At 59.7% G+C, this 16,690-nt stretch carries 10 protein-coding genes; 9 read left to right on the forward strand and 1 reads right to left on the reverse strand.

Annotated features, from left to right (window positions below):
• Window positions 1-4 precede the first annotated feature (4 nt).
• The 9 genes from brxC to ACROSR_RS13700 all read left to right on the forward strand — a co-directional run bounded on the left by brxC (window position 5) and on the right by ACROSR_RS13700 (window position 15,260).
• The gene (gene brxC / locus ACROSR_RS13660; RefSeq protein ID WP_432685969.1) at window positions 5-3,520 is read left to right on the forward strand and encodes a BREX system P-loop protein BrxC; all 3,516 of its coding nucleotides are present in this window, start codon (window positions 5-7) and stop codon (window positions 3,518-3,520) included.
• Window positions 3,521-6,952 (forward strand): BREX-1 system adenine-specific DNA-methyltransferase PglX, encoded by a 3,432-nt coding sequence (pglX, locus tag ACROSR_RS13665; protein ID WP_432685971.1) that lies wholly within the window; start codon window positions 3,521-3,523, stop codon window positions 6,950-6,952. It abuts the gene before it with no gap.
• Window positions 6,949-9,444: a BREX-1 system phosphatase PglZ type A gene (pglZ, locus tag ACROSR_RS13670; RefSeq protein ID WP_432685973.1), complete on the forward strand. Its 2,496-nt coding sequence runs from the start codon at window positions 6,949-6,951 to the stop codon at window positions 9,442-9,444. The genes pglX and pglZ overlap by 4 nt, the downstream gene beginning before the upstream one ends.
• An 8-nt stretch (window positions 9,445-9,452) precedes the next feature.
• On the forward strand, window positions 9,453-11,552 hold the full coding sequence (gene brxL / locus ACROSR_RS13675) for a BREX system Lon protease-like protein BrxL (protein ID WP_432685975.1): 2,100 nt from the start codon (window positions 9,453-9,455) through the stop codon (window positions 11,550-11,552).
• The gene (locus tag ACROSR_RS13680) at window positions 11,549-12,574 is read left to right on the forward strand and encodes a DUF4236 domain-containing protein (RefSeq protein WP_432685977.1); all 1,026 of its coding nucleotides are present in this window, start codon (window positions 11,549-11,551) and stop codon (window positions 12,572-12,574) included. The genes brxL and ACROSR_RS13680 overlap by 4 nt, the downstream gene beginning before the upstream one ends.
• A 251-nt stretch (window positions 12,575-12,825) precedes the next feature.
• Window positions 12,826-13,494 (forward strand): ParA family partition ATPase, encoded by a 669-nt coding sequence (gene parA, locus ACROSR_RS13685; protein WP_432685979.1) that lies wholly within the window; start codon window positions 12,826-12,828, stop codon window positions 13,492-13,494.
• Window positions 13,495-13,576: 82 nt separating this feature from the next.
• The gene (locus ACROSR_RS13690) at window positions 13,577-13,732 is read left to right on the forward strand and encodes a hypothetical protein (protein ID WP_432685981.1); all 156 of its coding nucleotides are present in this window, start codon (window positions 13,577-13,579) and stop codon (window positions 13,730-13,732) included.
• Window positions 13,733-14,205: 473 nt separating this feature from the next.
• Window positions 14,206-15,084, forward strand: a complete 879-nt coding sequence (locus ACROSR_RS13695; protein ID WP_432685983.1) for an ArdC family protein — start codon at window positions 14,206-14,208, stop codon at window positions 15,082-15,084.
• Window positions 15,081-15,260, forward strand: coding sequence for a hypothetical protein (locus tag ACROSR_RS13700; protein WP_432685985.1), 180 nt, complete (start codon window positions 15,081-15,083; stop codon window positions 15,258-15,260). Before ACROSR_RS13695 ends, ACROSR_RS13700 begins: the two co-directional genes overlap by 4 nt.
• A 541-nt stretch (window positions 15,261-15,801) precedes the next feature.
• Here ACROSR_RS13700 and ACROSR_RS13705 read toward each other — a convergent pair.
• Window positions 15,802-16,602, reverse strand: a complete 801-nt coding sequence (locus ACROSR_RS13705) for an adenylate/guanylate cyclase domain-containing protein (RefSeq protein ID WP_432685987.1) — start codon at window positions 16,600-16,602, stop codon at window positions 15,802-15,804.
• Window positions 16,603-16,690: the final 88 nt, after the last annotated feature.

Raw genomic sequence — 16,690 nt, forward strand, 5'->3', positions numbered from 1 at the left:
TACAATGACCGAGCTACTCCAAGACATTTTCGAAAAGCCGGTTGATCGCCCCATCGATGGGGTCATCAAGGCCGACGACGAGGCCAGCCTGGGCGTGGAGCTGGACGAGTATGTCATCACGGATGAGATCGCCCGGCGGCTCGAAGACTTCCTCGAGGCGTACAACAATTACGACACATCGAATGGTGTCTGGATCTCGGGCTTCTTCGGCTCGGGAAAATCACACCTGCTTAAGATGCTGGCGCTTGTGCTGGAAAACCGTGAGCTGGATGGGCGTCGCGCTGCTGAAATCTTCGGTGATAAGCTGAAAAACCAGCCGATGTTGAGCGGGGCTTTGCAGAAGGCCGTCTCGATCCCGTCCAAGTCCATTCTGTTCAACATCGACCAGAAGGCCGATGTTATTTCCAAGACCGATGTAGACGCGCTGCTGGCGGTGTTCCAGAAGGTCTTCGATGAGTCCTGCGGGTTCTATGGTAAGCAACCTCATATCGCGCAGTTTGAGCGGGACCTTCACGGGCGCGGTTTGCTGGATGCGTTCAAAGACGCGTTTGAAAAGGCCGCGGGCAAATCCTGGGAACGTGGTCGAGAACAGGCCTTGCTGGAAGCGCCCAACATTGCCACCGCTTTCGCGCAAGTCACCGGGGGAAATCCGGCCGATGCCAAGGACATCCTCACCCAGTACCGCAAGGATACGCGTGTCTCGATCGAGGATTTCGCAGGCACAGTAAAAGCCTGGATCGACCAGCAGGAGCAGGGGTTTCGGCTGAATTTCTTTGTCGACGAGGTTGGGCAGTACATCGCGGATAACGTCAAGCTGATGACGAACCTGCAGACGATCGCGGAAAGCCTCAACACGAAATGCAAAGGTCAGGCCTGGATCATCGTGACAGCTCAGCAGGAGATGTCATCAGTAATCGGGGACATGACCCATCAGCAGGAGAACGACTTCTCGAAAATCCAAGCGCGGTTCAGCAACCGGGTCCCGTTGAACTCTGCGGATGTGGCCGAGGTCATTCAAAAGCGCCTTCTGTCCAAAACCGACAAAGGGACGGTCACCTTAGGCAACCTGCATGATCGTGAGGAAAACAACCTCAAAACGCTGTTCGACTTTGCTGATGGGTCGATCAAGCTCAAGAATTACCGCGACCGGGATCACTTCATCTCCAGCTACCCGTTCCCGCCTTATCAATACACGCTGTTCCAGATGGCCATCACGGGACTGTCGCAGCACAACGCCTTCGAGGGGCGGCACAGCTCGGTGGGGGAGCGGTCGATGTTGGGGGTTTTCCAGCAGGTCGCAAAGGAACTGAAAGATCAGCCTATCGGCGGGCTGGCGACCTTCGATTTAATGTTCGAGGGCATCCGGTCGGCGCTGAAATCCTCCGTTCAGCAAAGCATTCAGATCGCCGAGCGGAACCTCGAGGATCCGTTTGCGGTGCGCGTTCTGAAGGTTCTGTTCCTCCTGAAGTACGTAAAAGAGTTCAAGCCATCTGTGCGAAACATCAGTGTGCTTCTCCTCTCCGAATTCGACGCGGATCAGGTGAAGCAAAAGCGCCGGATCGAGGAGGCCTTAGGCGTTCTGGAGCGCAACACGCTGATCCAGCGCAATGGGGATGTTTACGAGTTCCTGACGAACGAGGAAAAGGACGTCGAAGCCGAGATCAAGGCGCTCGACGTTGACCCTTCGGAGGTTTCGAGGGAGCTTGAGGCCCTCGCGTTCGACACGGTCCTGCGCCATCGCAAGATCAAGCATGCTACGACAGGGCATGACTACCCGTTCACCCGCAAGCTCGATGATCACGCCCTCGGGCGGGAATACGAGCTGTCAATCAACCTGATTTCTCCGTTCAGCGATGACGTGGACCACGCTGAGGCGGTGCGCATGAAAAGCATGTCCCACGAAGAGCTGGTCGTTTTAATGAAAGCGGACGCGACCTTTGTGCGCGACCTCATTCTCTACAAGCAGACTGACAAATTCATCCGGCAGGCACGCAGCGGCTCGCCACAGCCGGGGCGTGATCGGATCGTGGCGGAAAAAGGCGAGCAGAACGCACGTCGAGCCAAAGGCCTGGAAATGCGCCTGCGTAAACTCATGGGCGCCGCGCGGATGTTCGTGCGCGGGGATGAGCTGGATATCGGCGGTGAGGATGCGCAGGACCGGATCATCAAGGCGTTCCAAAGCCTTGTCGACAAGGTTTATACCAACCTGCCGATGCTGCGCAGTGTCAGCTATACCGAGGCTGACATCAACAAGGCTGTCCAAGCGGAAAGCGGGCTGTTCGGCGAGGATGGCGGCGGCGTAAACGAGGCCGAACAGGACGTCCTCAGCTTCATCAACGCGCAGGCGCGCAACGGCGTGAAGGTCTCGGCGAAATACCTGACCGAGCGCTTCACCATGAAACCCTATGGCTGGCCAATAACGGCGGTGCTCTGTCTCGCCGGCAGCCTTGTCGCAAAGGGCAAGATTGAAGCGCGGGTCGACAGCACGGTGACCGAAGGGCTCGACCTGGCCAAGGCGCTCTCCAACAGCCATGCGTTGCCCAATATACTGCTGACTCCGCAGGCCGAGTTCAGTGCGGCCCAGATCCGCAAGGCCAAGGAACTCTATCAGGAGCTCTTCTCGAAGCCGGCCGGTGGCACGGATGCGCGCAGCATCGGCGCCGAGTGGGCGGCCAGTGTCGATGAGCTGGAGGCCGAGGTCGATGATCTCACCCGCCAGAAACACGACTACCCCTTCATGACGGCGCTTGAGCCGTTCCGAGACCGGCTCAAGGCCATGAAGGGCAAACCCGCGGTGTGGTACATCACCGAGCCGGCAAAGGCCGAGGATGAACTTCTGGACGCCAAGGAGGACGTCTACGACAAGATCAAGTCCTTCATGGCAGGCGCACAAAAGGGCATCTACGACGATGCACGCGACACGCTCACGCGGCAGGGCGCGAACCTCGACTACGTTGACGCCGAGGCGGCACAGGCCCTGCGCAGGACGCTGGACGATCCAGAGTGCTACAAGGGCACCGCGATCCAGTTGCTCAAGACCGATCTCTATGAGCTGAAGAACAAGGTTGATCTCAAGGTCCTCGAGGAACGCAAGGCAGTCGAGGCAGCGGTGGACGAGGTCGCGGCCAAGGTCACCCAGATGGCGGAATTCCAGGCGCTGCCCGAGGAGCGCCAACAACAGGTCACCGCGCGGATCAATACCCGCAAGACCGGGCTGGACCGGATCGAGCTCATCCCCGTGCTGCGCGACAGGTCCAACGACATCCGCAACAACCTCTTGGCGGAGGTCATCGGCGAGATTGACCGGATGAACCGCCCCGCGCCTGGCCCCACGCCGAGCGGCGTCAACGAGGCCCCCGGCCCGGCCCCGCAGCCGCCCAGCTACGTCAATGCCTCACAGGTCAAGGTGACGTTCGCCAAGCCGTACCTGGCCGACGACGCGGACGTGGACGCCTACGTCGAAGAACTCAAGAAGACCCTGCTGGCCGAGATCCACGCGGGCAAGAAAGTGATCGTTTGAATGGATACTGGCGCTCTCAAGACATTCGCGCAGGCCGCGCGCAATCTGCTCATCGATCAGGTCACCTCGAAACTTGACCTCGTGCTGGCCGAGGGTGCGCCTGCGCGGCGGGAGCATCCACAGGCCGTCAAAGACCTCGAAAACGCCATACGCAAAACCGACCGCAAACAGGTCATCGAACAGGTCGCCTATACCTGGTTCAACCGCTTCACCGCCCTGCGCTTCATGGATGCCAATGGCTATACGCAGGTGCGCGTCGTCTCCCCCGCCGACAATGCCACCCGGCCCGAGATCCTGACCGAGGCGCTGGCCGGCAACCTTCCCGACGGCGCGCCCACTGAAATCGCCGCGCTGCTGGAAAACCGCACGCCGTCGAACGACCCGCAGGCCGAGGCCTACCGCCTGCTGCTCGTCCACGCCTGCAACGGCTGGCACAAGCACATGCCGTTCCTGTTCGAGAAGATCGACGACTACACCGAACTGCTCATGCCCGAGGATCTTCTATCGCAGACCTCCATCCTCGCCGAACTCCGCAAGGTCATGACCGAGGACGCCTGTCAGGATGTCGAGATCATCGGCTGGCTCTACCAGTTCTACATCTCGGAGAAGAAGGACCAGGTCTTCGCGGGGCTGAAGAAGAACCAGAAGATCACGGCCGAGAACATCCCCGCCGCGACGCAGCTCTTCACCCCGCACTGGATCGTCCGCTATCTTGTGGAGAATTCGCTGGGGCGGCTCTGGCTGCTGAACCGGCCGGGCAGCCGCCTGGCCGAGAGGATGGACTATTACATCGCGCCGGAAGAGCCCGAGACGGACTTCCTGCGCATCACCCGCCCCGAAGACATCCGCATCTGCGATCCCGCCGCCGGGTCGGGGCACATGCTGACCTATGCCTTTGACCTGCTCTACGCCATCTACGAGGAAGAGGGATATGACGCGACCGAGATCCCGGCGCTGATCCTGCAGCACAACCTGGCGGGGGTGGAGATTGACGACCGCGCGGGGGCGCTCGCGGCCTTTGCGCTGGCGATGAAGGCGGCGGCGAAGCTGGGGCGGCGGCGGTTCCTGCGGATGGAGACGAAGCCTGACATCTGCGTGCTGCAGAACGTGAGCTTTACGCCCGAGGATGTCCGGGATGTGGCCGCCGTGGTGGGCAAGGATCTGTTCACCGATGAGCTGCGCGAGACGCTGGGGCAGTTCGAGCAGGTCAAGAACTTCGGCTCGCTGATCGTGCCGAAGCTGCGCGACCCGGCAGAGACGCTGCGGGTGGTCGAGGCGCGGGATTTCGGCGGCGACCTGTTGCTGAAAGAGGTGCAGGAGCGTGTGGTGGCCGTGCTGCGCATGGCCGAAGCGCTGTCTCCGAAATATCACGTGGTGGTGGCCAACCCGCCGTATATGGGCGGAAAAGGGATGAACCCGGCTCTTCAGAGCTTTGCGAAAGCATATTACCCGGACAGCAAATCCGATCTTTTCGCCATGTTCATGGAGCGCGCACTTCGAATGAGTGTCACGCGCGGCTCGATGGCGATGATCAACATGCAGTCTTGGATGTTTCTATCTTCTTTCGAGAAACTCAGGTCGAATCTACTCTCAAACGCCTGTTTGCAGTCGATGGCCCATCTTGGCCCTCGCGCATTCGACACTATCGGAGGCGAAGTCGTTTCCACAACTGCCTTTGTTTTTGGCAACTACTATTCCGCGGACCAACACGGGACATACCTTCGATTGGTTGACGGCAGCAACGAAACAGAGAAAGCGCAACTGGCACGAGACGCAAAGGAACATCAATCCAAAGATGTTCGATATTCTGCAAGTGTTTCCGAGATTACCAAGTTGCCTGGCCAGCCAATCGCGTATTGGCTAACAAATAGCTTTCGGGCGGTGTTCGACTCAGATTGGGTTGTTGAGGAACTCGCCGAGAAGGTCACAAAAGGCATTTTTACCGGGGACAATAATCGATTTCTCCGTTTCTGGTTCGAAGTTGCTAACGACGCGAATGGATGGAAAAAATACGACAAAGCAGGCGAGTCTCGTAGATGGTTCGGCTCCGCAATGCATGTCGTTGATTGGCGCCACAATGGTGCTGTCCTAAAAAACTTCGACGGGGCTGGCCTGGGTGCGATGAAGTTCTATGAAAAGCCGCACTTCGTTTGGAGCGGCCTTTCCACTGGAACACCGAGTTATCGGTTTGCCGACGACTACGTATGGTTCGATGATGTTTCGCCAAGTGTGATCGGGGCGCAGCAAAGTGAAGCTTTGCTCGCCTACCTGAACTCCCGCGTCGCAACCAAGGTTCTGATGACCCTAAACCCCACGCTTCACTATCAGATCGGCGATGTAAAACGTATTCCTGTCCCAGACTTGAAAGCTGATTACCTACAAACCGCAGTTGCTTGCGTTGCGCTTGCCCGTGCCGACTGGGATGCCTACGAAACCTCCTGGGATTTCACCACGCTCCCGCTGCTCTCGCCGGATCATCGCGGCGAGACTCTGGAGGACAGCTACGCCACCCTCCGCGCCCATTGGCAGGGCACGACGGACAAGATGCAGCGGTTAGAGGAAGAGAACAATCGCATCTTCATCGACGCCTATAGTCTGCAAGACGAGTTGACCCCCGAGGTGCCGCTGAACGAGATCACCCTCACCTGCAACCCCGCCTATCGCTATGGAATCAAAAACGACGTGGAGGCCAACGAGACCCGCCTGCGCGCCGACACCATGGCCGAGTTCCTCAGCTATGCCGTGGGCTGCATGTTCGGTCGCTACAGCCTCGACGCGCCGGGCCTGATACTCGCCAACCAGGGCGAGCGGCAGGAGGACTACCTGGCCCGCGTTCCCGAACCGAGCTTCATGCCCGACGGTGACAACGTCATCCCCGTGCTCGACGCCGACTGGTTTGCCGACGACATCACCGACCGCTTCCGACTGTTCCTGCGCGTGACCTTTGGCGAGGCGCATTTCCGCGAGAACCTGCGCAATATCGAGGACGCGCTCGGCAAGGACATCCGCAAGTATTTCACCAAGGATTTCTATGCCGATCACGTGAAGCGGTACAAGAAACGCCCGATTTACTGGATGTTCTCCAGCCCCAAGGGCACGTTCAACGCGCTGATCTACATGCACCGCTATCGGCCCGACACCGTGTCGGTCCTGCTCAACGACTACCTGCGTGAGTTCATCACCAAGCTGGAGGGCGAACGCGCCCGGCTCGACAAGCTGGCCGATGACCCGACCGCGACGCAAGGCCAGCGCACAAAGGCGCTGAAGGACGCGGGCGTGGTCTCCAAGCAGATCGACGAGCTGCACGCCTGGGAGCGCGACGTGATCTTCCCGCTGGCACAGCAGAAGATCGAGATCGACCTCGATGACGGGGTGAAGGCGAACTACCCGAAATTCGGAGCGGCGCTGAAGAAGATCCCGGGGCTTTCATGAGCGACCGGATCGCCAACGGACTGAAGCGCCTGTTCGAGGAGCACCGCATCGTCTTCTGGTACGATGCCGCGCGTGACATGCGGGGCGAGTTCGAGGCGCTGAATCTGCCAGGCGTCGAGAAGGTCGAGATCGCCAACAACGAGTTCGGCCTGAAGTACCGGATGTTGCGGCAAGAGCCGAAGCAGCGGTTCCTGGCGTTCCACGAGGGCCCGGAGCCGGAGATGAAGGACAACTGGCTGCTGGACCTGCAGCTGGCCCATGCGGTGTTCAAGGCGGACCAGGCGGCCATCTGGCTGGCCGAGCTGGGGCTCCCCGCCCAGTTCGAGGACGTCGTGCGCGACCACATGGAGTTCTACCGCTCGAGGCACCGGATCGAGCATCTCAAGCGGCTGATCACGCCGTCGGACACGAAGACGGATGTGCTGCGCCGCATGCTGGCCGTCTGCGCCGGCGCCGATGGCGCGCTGGACACCGTGATCGAGGAGTTGCTGGGCGAACTCGCCGAGGGCCGCGACGACGCGATGCGCCTGATGGAGCGGGCCGGGCTCACCGGATTCTTCTGGAAGCAGGTCGAGAACGCCTATGGCTATGCGCCGGAAGAGCCCGATTTCGAGGATTTCGCGATCACCCTGTTCCAGTCGGCCTACCACCGTGCGCTGGAGGAGGATGGCGCGCTGAACGCCGAGGCACTGCTGGTCTTCCGCCGCTGGAAGAACAACCGCCATTGGGGCGAGGCATTCGAGACGCTGAGCAAGCGGTATCAGGACATCCTGAAGATCCCCGAGGATCTCGCGGACCGCGAACTGCGCGCCCTTCATGGGGTGGATCATTTCGAAGAGATCGACCGCCACTTGATCCGATCGCTCGTTGCGGCCATGGCCGCCCAGACGGTAAGCGCCGCCAACGTGCTCAAGACCGTCCGCGCACGCCGGCAAAGCCACTGGTACGGAACCTACGCGGATATCTACCAGGCGATCGGCTATGCCACCGAGTTCCAGCAGGCGCTGGCGGAGGCGAACCTTGGCATGACCAGCCCCGAGGAGGGGGTGAAGCGGTATGTGGCGAGCTGGTACAAGCTCGATCAGCTCTACAGGAAATTCATCTACCACATGCAGAAGAGCGGGCAGGCATCGCTCTTGAGCGCGCTGTTCGAAAGCGTTGAGAACCGGTACACGACCAGCTTCCTGCTGACAGTGAATGATGCATGGCAGGATCAGGTGGCGCGCCTGTCTGAGTGGGCCGTGCCAGGATTGCCGCGGCAGGTCGATTTCTACCGCGACCAGGTGGCCGGGTTCCGACGGCGCGATCAGAAGGTCGTTGTGATCATCTCGGACGCCCTGCGCTACGAGGTGGCCGAGGAGTGCCTGCGCGAGATCCGCAAGCTGAACCGGTTCGACGCGGAGTTGAAACCGATGATCGGGGCCCTGCCGAGTTACACGCAGTTGGGCATGGCAGCGCTTCTCCCGAACAAGGACCTGACCCTGTCCGACGATGCCAGTGTGTCCTCCTTCGGCGAGCCGACCCAGGGGACAGTGAACCGTGAAAAGATCCTCGGCCGTGGTCGCGACGGGGATCGCGTGAAAGCCATGAAGGCCGACGCCTTCATGGCGCTGAAGGCGGATGACGGAAAGCAGATCTTCCGCGACCACGAGGTGCTCTACCTTTACCACAACCGCATCGATGCGATGGGGGACAAGCTCGCCACCGAGGAGCGGCTGCCCGAGGCGGCAGAGAACGCGATCGCGGATCTGACCAAGCTTGTCCGAAAACTCACCACCGCGAATTTCTCGAACATCCTGATCACGGCCGACCATGGGTTCTTGTATCAGCACAGGCAGCTCGACGATGCTGAGTTTTCCGTCGCTGATCCGACTGGCGATGAAATCATGGTCAAGAACCGGAGGTTCGTGATCGGTCGCGGCCTAAAAGAGACAGCGGGCATGAAACGCTTCCAGGCTGGTGATTTAGGCCTGTCCGGGGACCTCGACATCCTGATCCCGAATTCGATCAACCGAATGCGCGTCAAGGGCGCCGGGAGCCGGTTTGTCCATGGCGGGGCAAGCCTTCAGGAAATCCTCGTGCCGATCCTGCGCGTCGGTAAACAGCGGGAGGCCGATATCGGCAAGGTGGAGGTCCAGATCATTGTGCCTGGCCGTAGCCTGATCTCTTCGGGGCAGACCGCTGTCACATTCTATCAAGTTCAGGCAGTCTCGGACAAACTGCACCCACGCGAGATTTCGGCTGGGATTTATGCCGCGGACGGCACCCTGATCTCGGATGAACACGACCTGACTTTCGACTTCGCGTCCGACAATCCGCGGGAACGCGAACAACCGTTCAAGCTCCTGCTGTCTCGCGAGGCCGACAACTTCAACAACCAGGACGTTTTCCTGAAGCTGCGTGAGCGTGTCGGCAAAACCCGGCATTTCGAGGATTACGCCAGCCACCGGTTCCAGCTGCGACGTGGGATTACAACGGACTTTGATTTCTGAGAGGCGCGATGAGCACGCTAGATGACAAGATCAACACGGAATTCGCGGGCTATGTTGTCCGCAAGGACCTTGTGAAGGCCGTAAAGGGCAACGCGATCGTCCCGACGTATGTGCTCGAATACCTTCTGGGCCAGTATTGCGCGACCGATGACGAGGCGTCGATCTCTACTGGGATTGAAACCGTCAAGGACATCCTGCGAAAGCACTACGTCCATCGCAACGAGGCGGGCCTGATCCAGTCCACGATCAAGGAGAAAGGGCGCTATAAGGTCATCGACCAGGTCAGTGTCAGCCTGAACGAGAAAACTGATAGTTACGAGGCAACCTTTGACAATCTCGGCATCAAGAAGGTCGCAGTGGACAGCGGCACGGTCAAGGCGCACCCCAAACTCCTGGTGACCGGGGTCTGGTGTATCGCGGATGTTCAGTATGAGTTCTCGGATGACGCCCGGACGGCGCCCTGGATCCTGGAGGCGATCAAGCCGATCCAGATCGCCAAGGTGGACTATGAAGGCTACAAAGAGGCCCGGGACCGGTTCACAACGGATGAGTGGATCGACCTGCTCATGCAGTCGATCGGCCTTGACCCCGAGGCGTTCGGTCGACGCAGCAAGCTGCTACAGCTGATGCGCCTGATCCCTTTCGTCGAGCGGAACTACAACATCATCGAGCTGGGTCCTAAGGGGACGGGTAAGTCCCACATCTATTCGGAATTTTCGCCCCATGGTCAGTTGATCTCGGGGGGCGAGGTCACGGTTCCGAAGCTCTTCGTGAACAACTCGAATGGCCGCATCGGCCTCGTAGGATACTGGGATGTCGTCGCCTTCGACGAGTTCGCCGGCCGCGAGAAGAAGGCCAACAAGGCCCTGGTCGACATCATGAAGAACTACATGGCCAACAAGACCTTCTCCCGAGGCGTCAGCCCGATGGGGGCCGAGGCCAGTTTCGCCTTCGTAGGCAACACCGATCACAACGTGCCATTCATGCTGAAGAACAGTGATCTGTTCGAGGCGCTGCCTGCCCAGTTCCACGACTCGGCCTTCATCGACCGATTGCATGCCTACCTGCCTGGGTGGGAGGTGGACGTGATCCGTGGCGAGATGTTCACGTCGGATTTCGGGTTCATCGTGGACTACCTCGCGGAAATCCTGCGTAATCTGCGCCAAGAGGATTTCTCAAACCGTGCGCGCGCGCATTTCGAGTTCGGCAAGGGGATCTCTGAGCGCGACGAGACTGCCGTCAGCAAGACGGTCTCTGGACTACTGAAGCTGATCTTCCCGAATGGCGGGGAAACCTCTGATGAGGTCGAGGAACTCCTTCGGCTCGCGATGGAGAGCCGCAAGCGTGTGAAGGATCAGCTGTTTCGGATCGATCCGACTTATCCTGCTGTGGAGTTCTACTACAAGGGGCCCGATGGTCAGAAACGCCACGTGATGACCGTGGAGGAAGACGAGTTTCCGCAATTCTACAGCCTCAAACCGGCTCAGGATCCGAAAGCGCAGGCACAGCCGAACGAGAGGGAAGAGGCAGTCGTGGTTGACCGCGAGGATGGAACCGTAAGGGAGGCAGTTGGCGACACGGTGTCGGCGGCCGGTCCAAAGCTCGAAGAAGGTCACCAAGTCTATACCGAAAACCGCAAGGGCGTCAGCTATGACAAGCTGTTCGGTCCCTACATTGATGGCGCGACCCGGATCGTCGTGACCGATCCTTACATCCGGATTTTCTATCAGGTTCGCAATATGATGGAGTTCGTTGAGATGGTCATCCGTCGCAAGGCGCCGGAAGATCAGATTGCGGTTCACTTGGTGACCGGTCCTGATGACGGCAATCTTATCAGGCAGCGGGAACTGCTCGAGAGCATTACGGAAGCCTGTACCGGGACGGGCGTCGATTTCACTTGGGCATTCGACGGCAGCGGTACGGCCCACTCGCGGGATATTGTAACGGATACGGGCTGGAAGATCGTGCTTGATCGCGGGCTCGATATTTTCCAGCCACCGGTGAAGCGTGAAGGGTTCAACCTTGGAGATCGGCTTCAAGAGCATCGCATGGTCAAGAACTTCTACGTGACGTATGTTCCCCAAAATACAGATGACGGTGCAGCGTGAGTTTCCGCTTCTGGCGCCGCATCCGCCTTGCCCCGGGCGTGACCCTTAACCTGTCGAAGTCGATGGCTTCGCTGTCTATTGGGCCGCAGGGCGCGAAATACACCATCAGCCCGCGCGGCAATCGGGCGACGGCAGGGCTTACCGGGACGGGGTTGTTCTATACCGTTCATGATCGCAAGCGGGCGGGCCGCGGCGGCGCGGCCCCTGCACCAGAGGTGGCGGCGCAGGACCGGTTGACCCTCGGGTTCTTCCAGCGGCTTTTCACCCCGGCGGACGAGAAACGCTTCGTCGATGGCCTTCGCGAGGTCAACGAGGGGGATCAGGACACGGCACTCACCGCGTTGGAAGAGGCGCGTGATCTGCCTGATGCGGCTTGGATGGCTGGGCTGATCCGGCTGCGCTGTGAGGAGTTCGACGCTGCCAAGGCCCATTTTGACCATGCTCTGGATCGCCTCTCAGATCTGGGCGTGCTGTTCGAGAAATACGAGATCGCTGCGCAAGCCAGCCTGCCGATCACCGAGGATATCTTCGCCCACATCCTCCCGCGCGAACGGGGCACACGGCTGGCCCTGCTGGAAATCGCGCAGATCGAGGGCCGCCATGATGACGCCATGGCGCATGTCGAGCGGTTGATGGAGCTCGACCCGACCGATCCGGTGGTGCTTTTGTCCTTCGTGGAACTGGCGCTCGACACGCCCGGCGATCGCTCCCTCATGGACCGGGTGGTGCGCGCCACGGTGCATGTGGAGAACAAGACCCCGGTCGATACTGCGATCCTGCTTTATCGCGGCCGTGCGCTCTCCGCACTGGGCCTGCCGGATGCCGCGATAGATGTGTTTACCCTGGCCAACCGCCGCCGCAAGGACCGGCCCGATGGGCTCTTGCATCAGATCCGCTACGACCGGGCGGTGCTGTACGATGAGACTGGCCAGCGCGCCCGGGCGCGCCAGCAGTTCGAGCGCATCTACGCGGCTGATCCGGGGTTCGAGGATGTGGCCGAACGGCTTGGCGTCGGGGGATGATGATCTTGGGCCTGAAGTCCTGTGATTTTGTCCGCTCTGCAGTGAGCCGCTTACACAAGACGTGCGCATCTGCTGCTCCAGTGTCCGTAGCGATCAAGAACCGCGCGCAGGTGCAGGGTGGTGCCTGAGCCCCAAGCCATCTGAAACCAAGAGGCTTCGAGCATGCCAAAGAGCTCTTGCCACACTTCATGATATGCTAAAATGTGGGTTTTTACATTTACACATACCCTCCATTGTGAGACGCTTCACGTATGATTATCTCGTTCCTCAATCAGAAAGGCGGCGTCGGCAAAACCACGCTGGCCGTGAATGTCGCGGCGCAGTTGGCCCGACGGGGCCGAAAGGTGCTTTTGATCGACGCCGACAAGCAAGCCTCGGCCAGCACCTGGGCCGGCCTGCGTGACGAGGCGCCGTTTCAGGTGGTGAATATGGCGCGGGCGAATATGGCGCGTGACGCCTTGAAACTCGCGGCGGACTACACGCACACCATCATCGATGGGCCACCCCACGCCCAAGAGGTGGCTCGCTCCTGCATTATCGCCTCGGACTTTGCTGTCTTGCCGATCGAGCCCTCAGGGCTCTCGGCATGGGCCTCGGATCTGACGGTAAAGCAGGTCCGTGAGGCGCAGGACTTCAAGCCCGCCCTCAAATGTGGGTTCGTGGTTTCCCGCAAAATCGGGAAAACGGTGATCGGCCGCGAAATCCGTACCATGGCCGCAGAGGCAGGCATCCCAATCCTCGACGCGGAGATCGAGCAGCGCGTCGCGTTTGCCGAGAGTTTGACCATGGGCCAGACCATTTTCGAATGGGCGCCGGGGAGCCGCGCGGCTGACGAAATCGAAACACTCACAACCGAGATTGACGCTTATGCCCAAGAAGACGTTTTCAACGGCGCCGAAGCCCAAGCCGCCAACGGATGACCAGATCAGCGCCTACGAGCAAGGCGGCGCGGGACATGATCGTCCGGTGGATGGGGACGCTGGGGCACGGCCGACCGAGCCGATGAAACGGCTGAGCCTTGATCTGCCAGCGTCGATGCATACCCGCTTCAAGACGGCCTGCAGCGCGACGGGCCGCAAGATGGGCGCCGAGATCCAGGATTTTATAGAGCAGCGCATCAAGCAGCTCGAGGAAGAGGCCGGCATCTTCCGCAAATGAGGCTTTGAGCTTACCCACATTTGAACAGAACATCTTTTCAGGGCACCTCGCGGTGCCTTTTTTATTGAACCCGCGCTGATGCGCGCGGGCAGCTGAGGCGGCAGACTTCGCAGGGGATCGACGGGCCTATGGCCCGCTCACCCCGGCTCAGGCATCTTTGTGTTTGTTTGGTCCGCCCAACAGCCCTGACCGGGTCGGTCAACCACACGCCATCCCCAAAAGCAGCCGCCAATTTCCCCTGTCTCGCGGGCGAGCCATTCCTCGCGGCGCAAATTGGCGCCGGTTTTTGGGGCAGACATTTTCTTCGCAAATGTGGCTGGTTGACAGCCCCGTTCAGGGCCGTGGGTCGGGCTTCGCCCTCTCCCACTCTGTTCCGCCGAATACATGCGTATTCGGTCAGATCAGGTGGCCGAGGCGCAGCCCATCGGCGGAAGGGAAGGGCCCTTTCGCGTCACCTTGAAGGGAGGCCACACATGGCACCGAAGTTTGACGTTTACACCCATGTCACCGACACGATCATCGCTGAAATCGAGGCTGGCACGCCGCCATGGCGCAAGCCGTGGACCGGCAGCACGTCCGGCATTGCCTTTCCCACCCGGCACAACGGCGAGGAATATCGCGGCATCAACGTGCTGATGCTTTGGGTAATGGCGGCAAAGCAGGGCTACCTGTCGAGCCGCTGGATGACCTACAAGCAGGCGCAGGAACTTGGCGCGCAGGTTCGCAAGGGCGAGAAATCCGCCACGGTCGTCAAATACGGCACGTTCAAGCGCGAGAACGAGGCCGGCATGGAGGAGGACATCCCCTATGCCCGCGCCTACCGCGTGTTCAACGCCGATCAGATCGAGGGTTTGTCAGAGGAATACTATATCCAGCCCGAACCGGCCCGCGACCTTGGCACCGAGGCCGACCCGGAACTGGAGGGGTTTTTCGCCCGCACCGGCGCTGAGATCGTGACCACCGACGAGCCGCGCGCCTACTACAGTCTGGCAAAGGATCACATCCATATGCCGCCCGTGGCGACGTTCCACGACGCGAAGGGGTATTTTGCGACCCTTGCCCATGAATCAATCCATTGGACTGGCAGCGAGAAACGCCTTGACCGGATCAAGAAATTCGCCAACCGCGAGGCCTATGCCTTCGAGGAGCTGGTGGCCGAGATCGGCGCCTGTTTCCTTGGCGCGCAGCTTGGCATCGAGCCGGAGTTCGATCAGAGCGCGGCCTATGTGGAAAGCTGGCTTCAGGCCATGAAAGATGACAAGCGCGCGATCTTCCGCGCTGCGTCCGAGGCTCAGAAGGCGGCCGATTTCCTGATGGACACCGCCGACCGCCGCGATGAGGCCGCCGCATGACGGCCCCGGCAGTCCTGCCCCCGATGACGTGCCGCAAATGCGGCACGTCAAACCCGGTGATCTTCCTGGCCCCCGTGGTGGCGGCCGGTGCTGGCACTTGCATCTGCCTTGACTGCGCCGAAGCGCGCCGATGGCTGGACCCGGACGGCAACCTCAAACCCGGGATCACGCTTTGATCAGCTGCAGCCCCCGCCAACCGTGGCGGGGGTTTTGCCTTGGGCATCCGGAAGGCTGAAAAATTGTCCGGTTTGAGGCCGGAGCGAGCCCGACCTCAAACCGGACCGGCGCTGTCCGCGCGGGAGCCGCCGCTATCTGGCGCGGCGGGCCAGAACGAACGGCCATTGAAAGGGTAGGTCAGTGGGTGCGCAGCTGCGGACTGTGCCGTGTTTCGAAAGGCCTATAAAAATTGTCAGATGACGGCAGTCAGCCCAAAGCGGAAGCATTTCTTTGAGCAATAACCGGGCGACGGCAGCGAATGCTGCACTTGCTCGGTATCTACATCCAGATGGCGAAAGCTGCCGTTCGCAGGCCAGAATGCCGTCAAGCATGCTAAAACGAGGCGTGATCCGGTCCACTCCCCGCACTTCATACCAGTAGTCTTGGCTGATTTCAGTGAAACAACATGCGTTATCGCCAATAATACACTGCGACGTATATACCTCCCATATTTTCGTAAACTCGAACCTTTCGAGTTTTCCGGATGTATAAGCTCGATACCTACTTCAATACCAATACCGAGGTGGATCCCTCAATGCCTTTTAGCGCCGTTTGTTCGAACTGAGTGTCCTCACAGGAGTGCTTTGCCGCATCGCAGGTCGATTTGCTGAGTAAGGCCTGCCCCGCCGGAGCGGCGGCCGAAATTCGGGCAACCAGATTGACGTCATGGCCAAAGGCACTGATGTCCTGAATGTCGTTGCTGACTGCGGCAATCGTGCCGAGAAACGCTTCTCCGGTGTGGACACCAATCCCGATGGGAAGATCGATGCCGTCACGCCCCAATTTCTTCACTTCACCAAGCAGGCGCTGCGCCGCGTTAATTCCCTTTTGGGCATGATTCCAGCCAGCAATTCCTGGAGGCCAAACAGCGATCACGCCATCGCCAATGAATTCCAAAACTGATCCGTCAGTTTTGGCCATGGCTTCAAGCGCAAGGTTCCGCAGCCTTGACACCAGATCCCTGAACTCCCTCGATGGCATCTGCGATGACAGACCTGTAGAGTTGCGAATGTCCACAAACATCATGGTCATCGGAGTTTCGGTTCCCCCGGGATAGGCCTTGAGAAACTCGTCGCAGGCGCTGCAGAACCGCGGATTACGTTTGGACGGTCTTATACTTAAAAAAGAACTCAGGAACCAGCCACCGACGCCTTTGAATGGCGCTGTGCAGAGCTTGCACCGCGGGTCACGCGGAAGAAATCCGAATTTCCTTTTTTTGGAAATCAAAAGCGGGTGCCCTTCGATCAGCACAAGTTTCCAAACCTCTTCGTTACCATCCTGCTTTTCGTAATCATACTTCATAGAATTCCTCGCCTTATTGATCTGCGATGAGGAAACGTTCGGGCGTGGGAGAAATGTTCATCGATTCCTCTTCCGAGCAGGGCATCAC

The organism is Roseovarius tibetensis (genome assembly GCF_050896375.1).
Taxonomy (GTDB): domain Bacteria; phylum Pseudomonadota; class Alphaproteobacteria; order Rhodobacterales; family Rhodobacteraceae; genus Roseovarius; species Roseovarius tibetensis.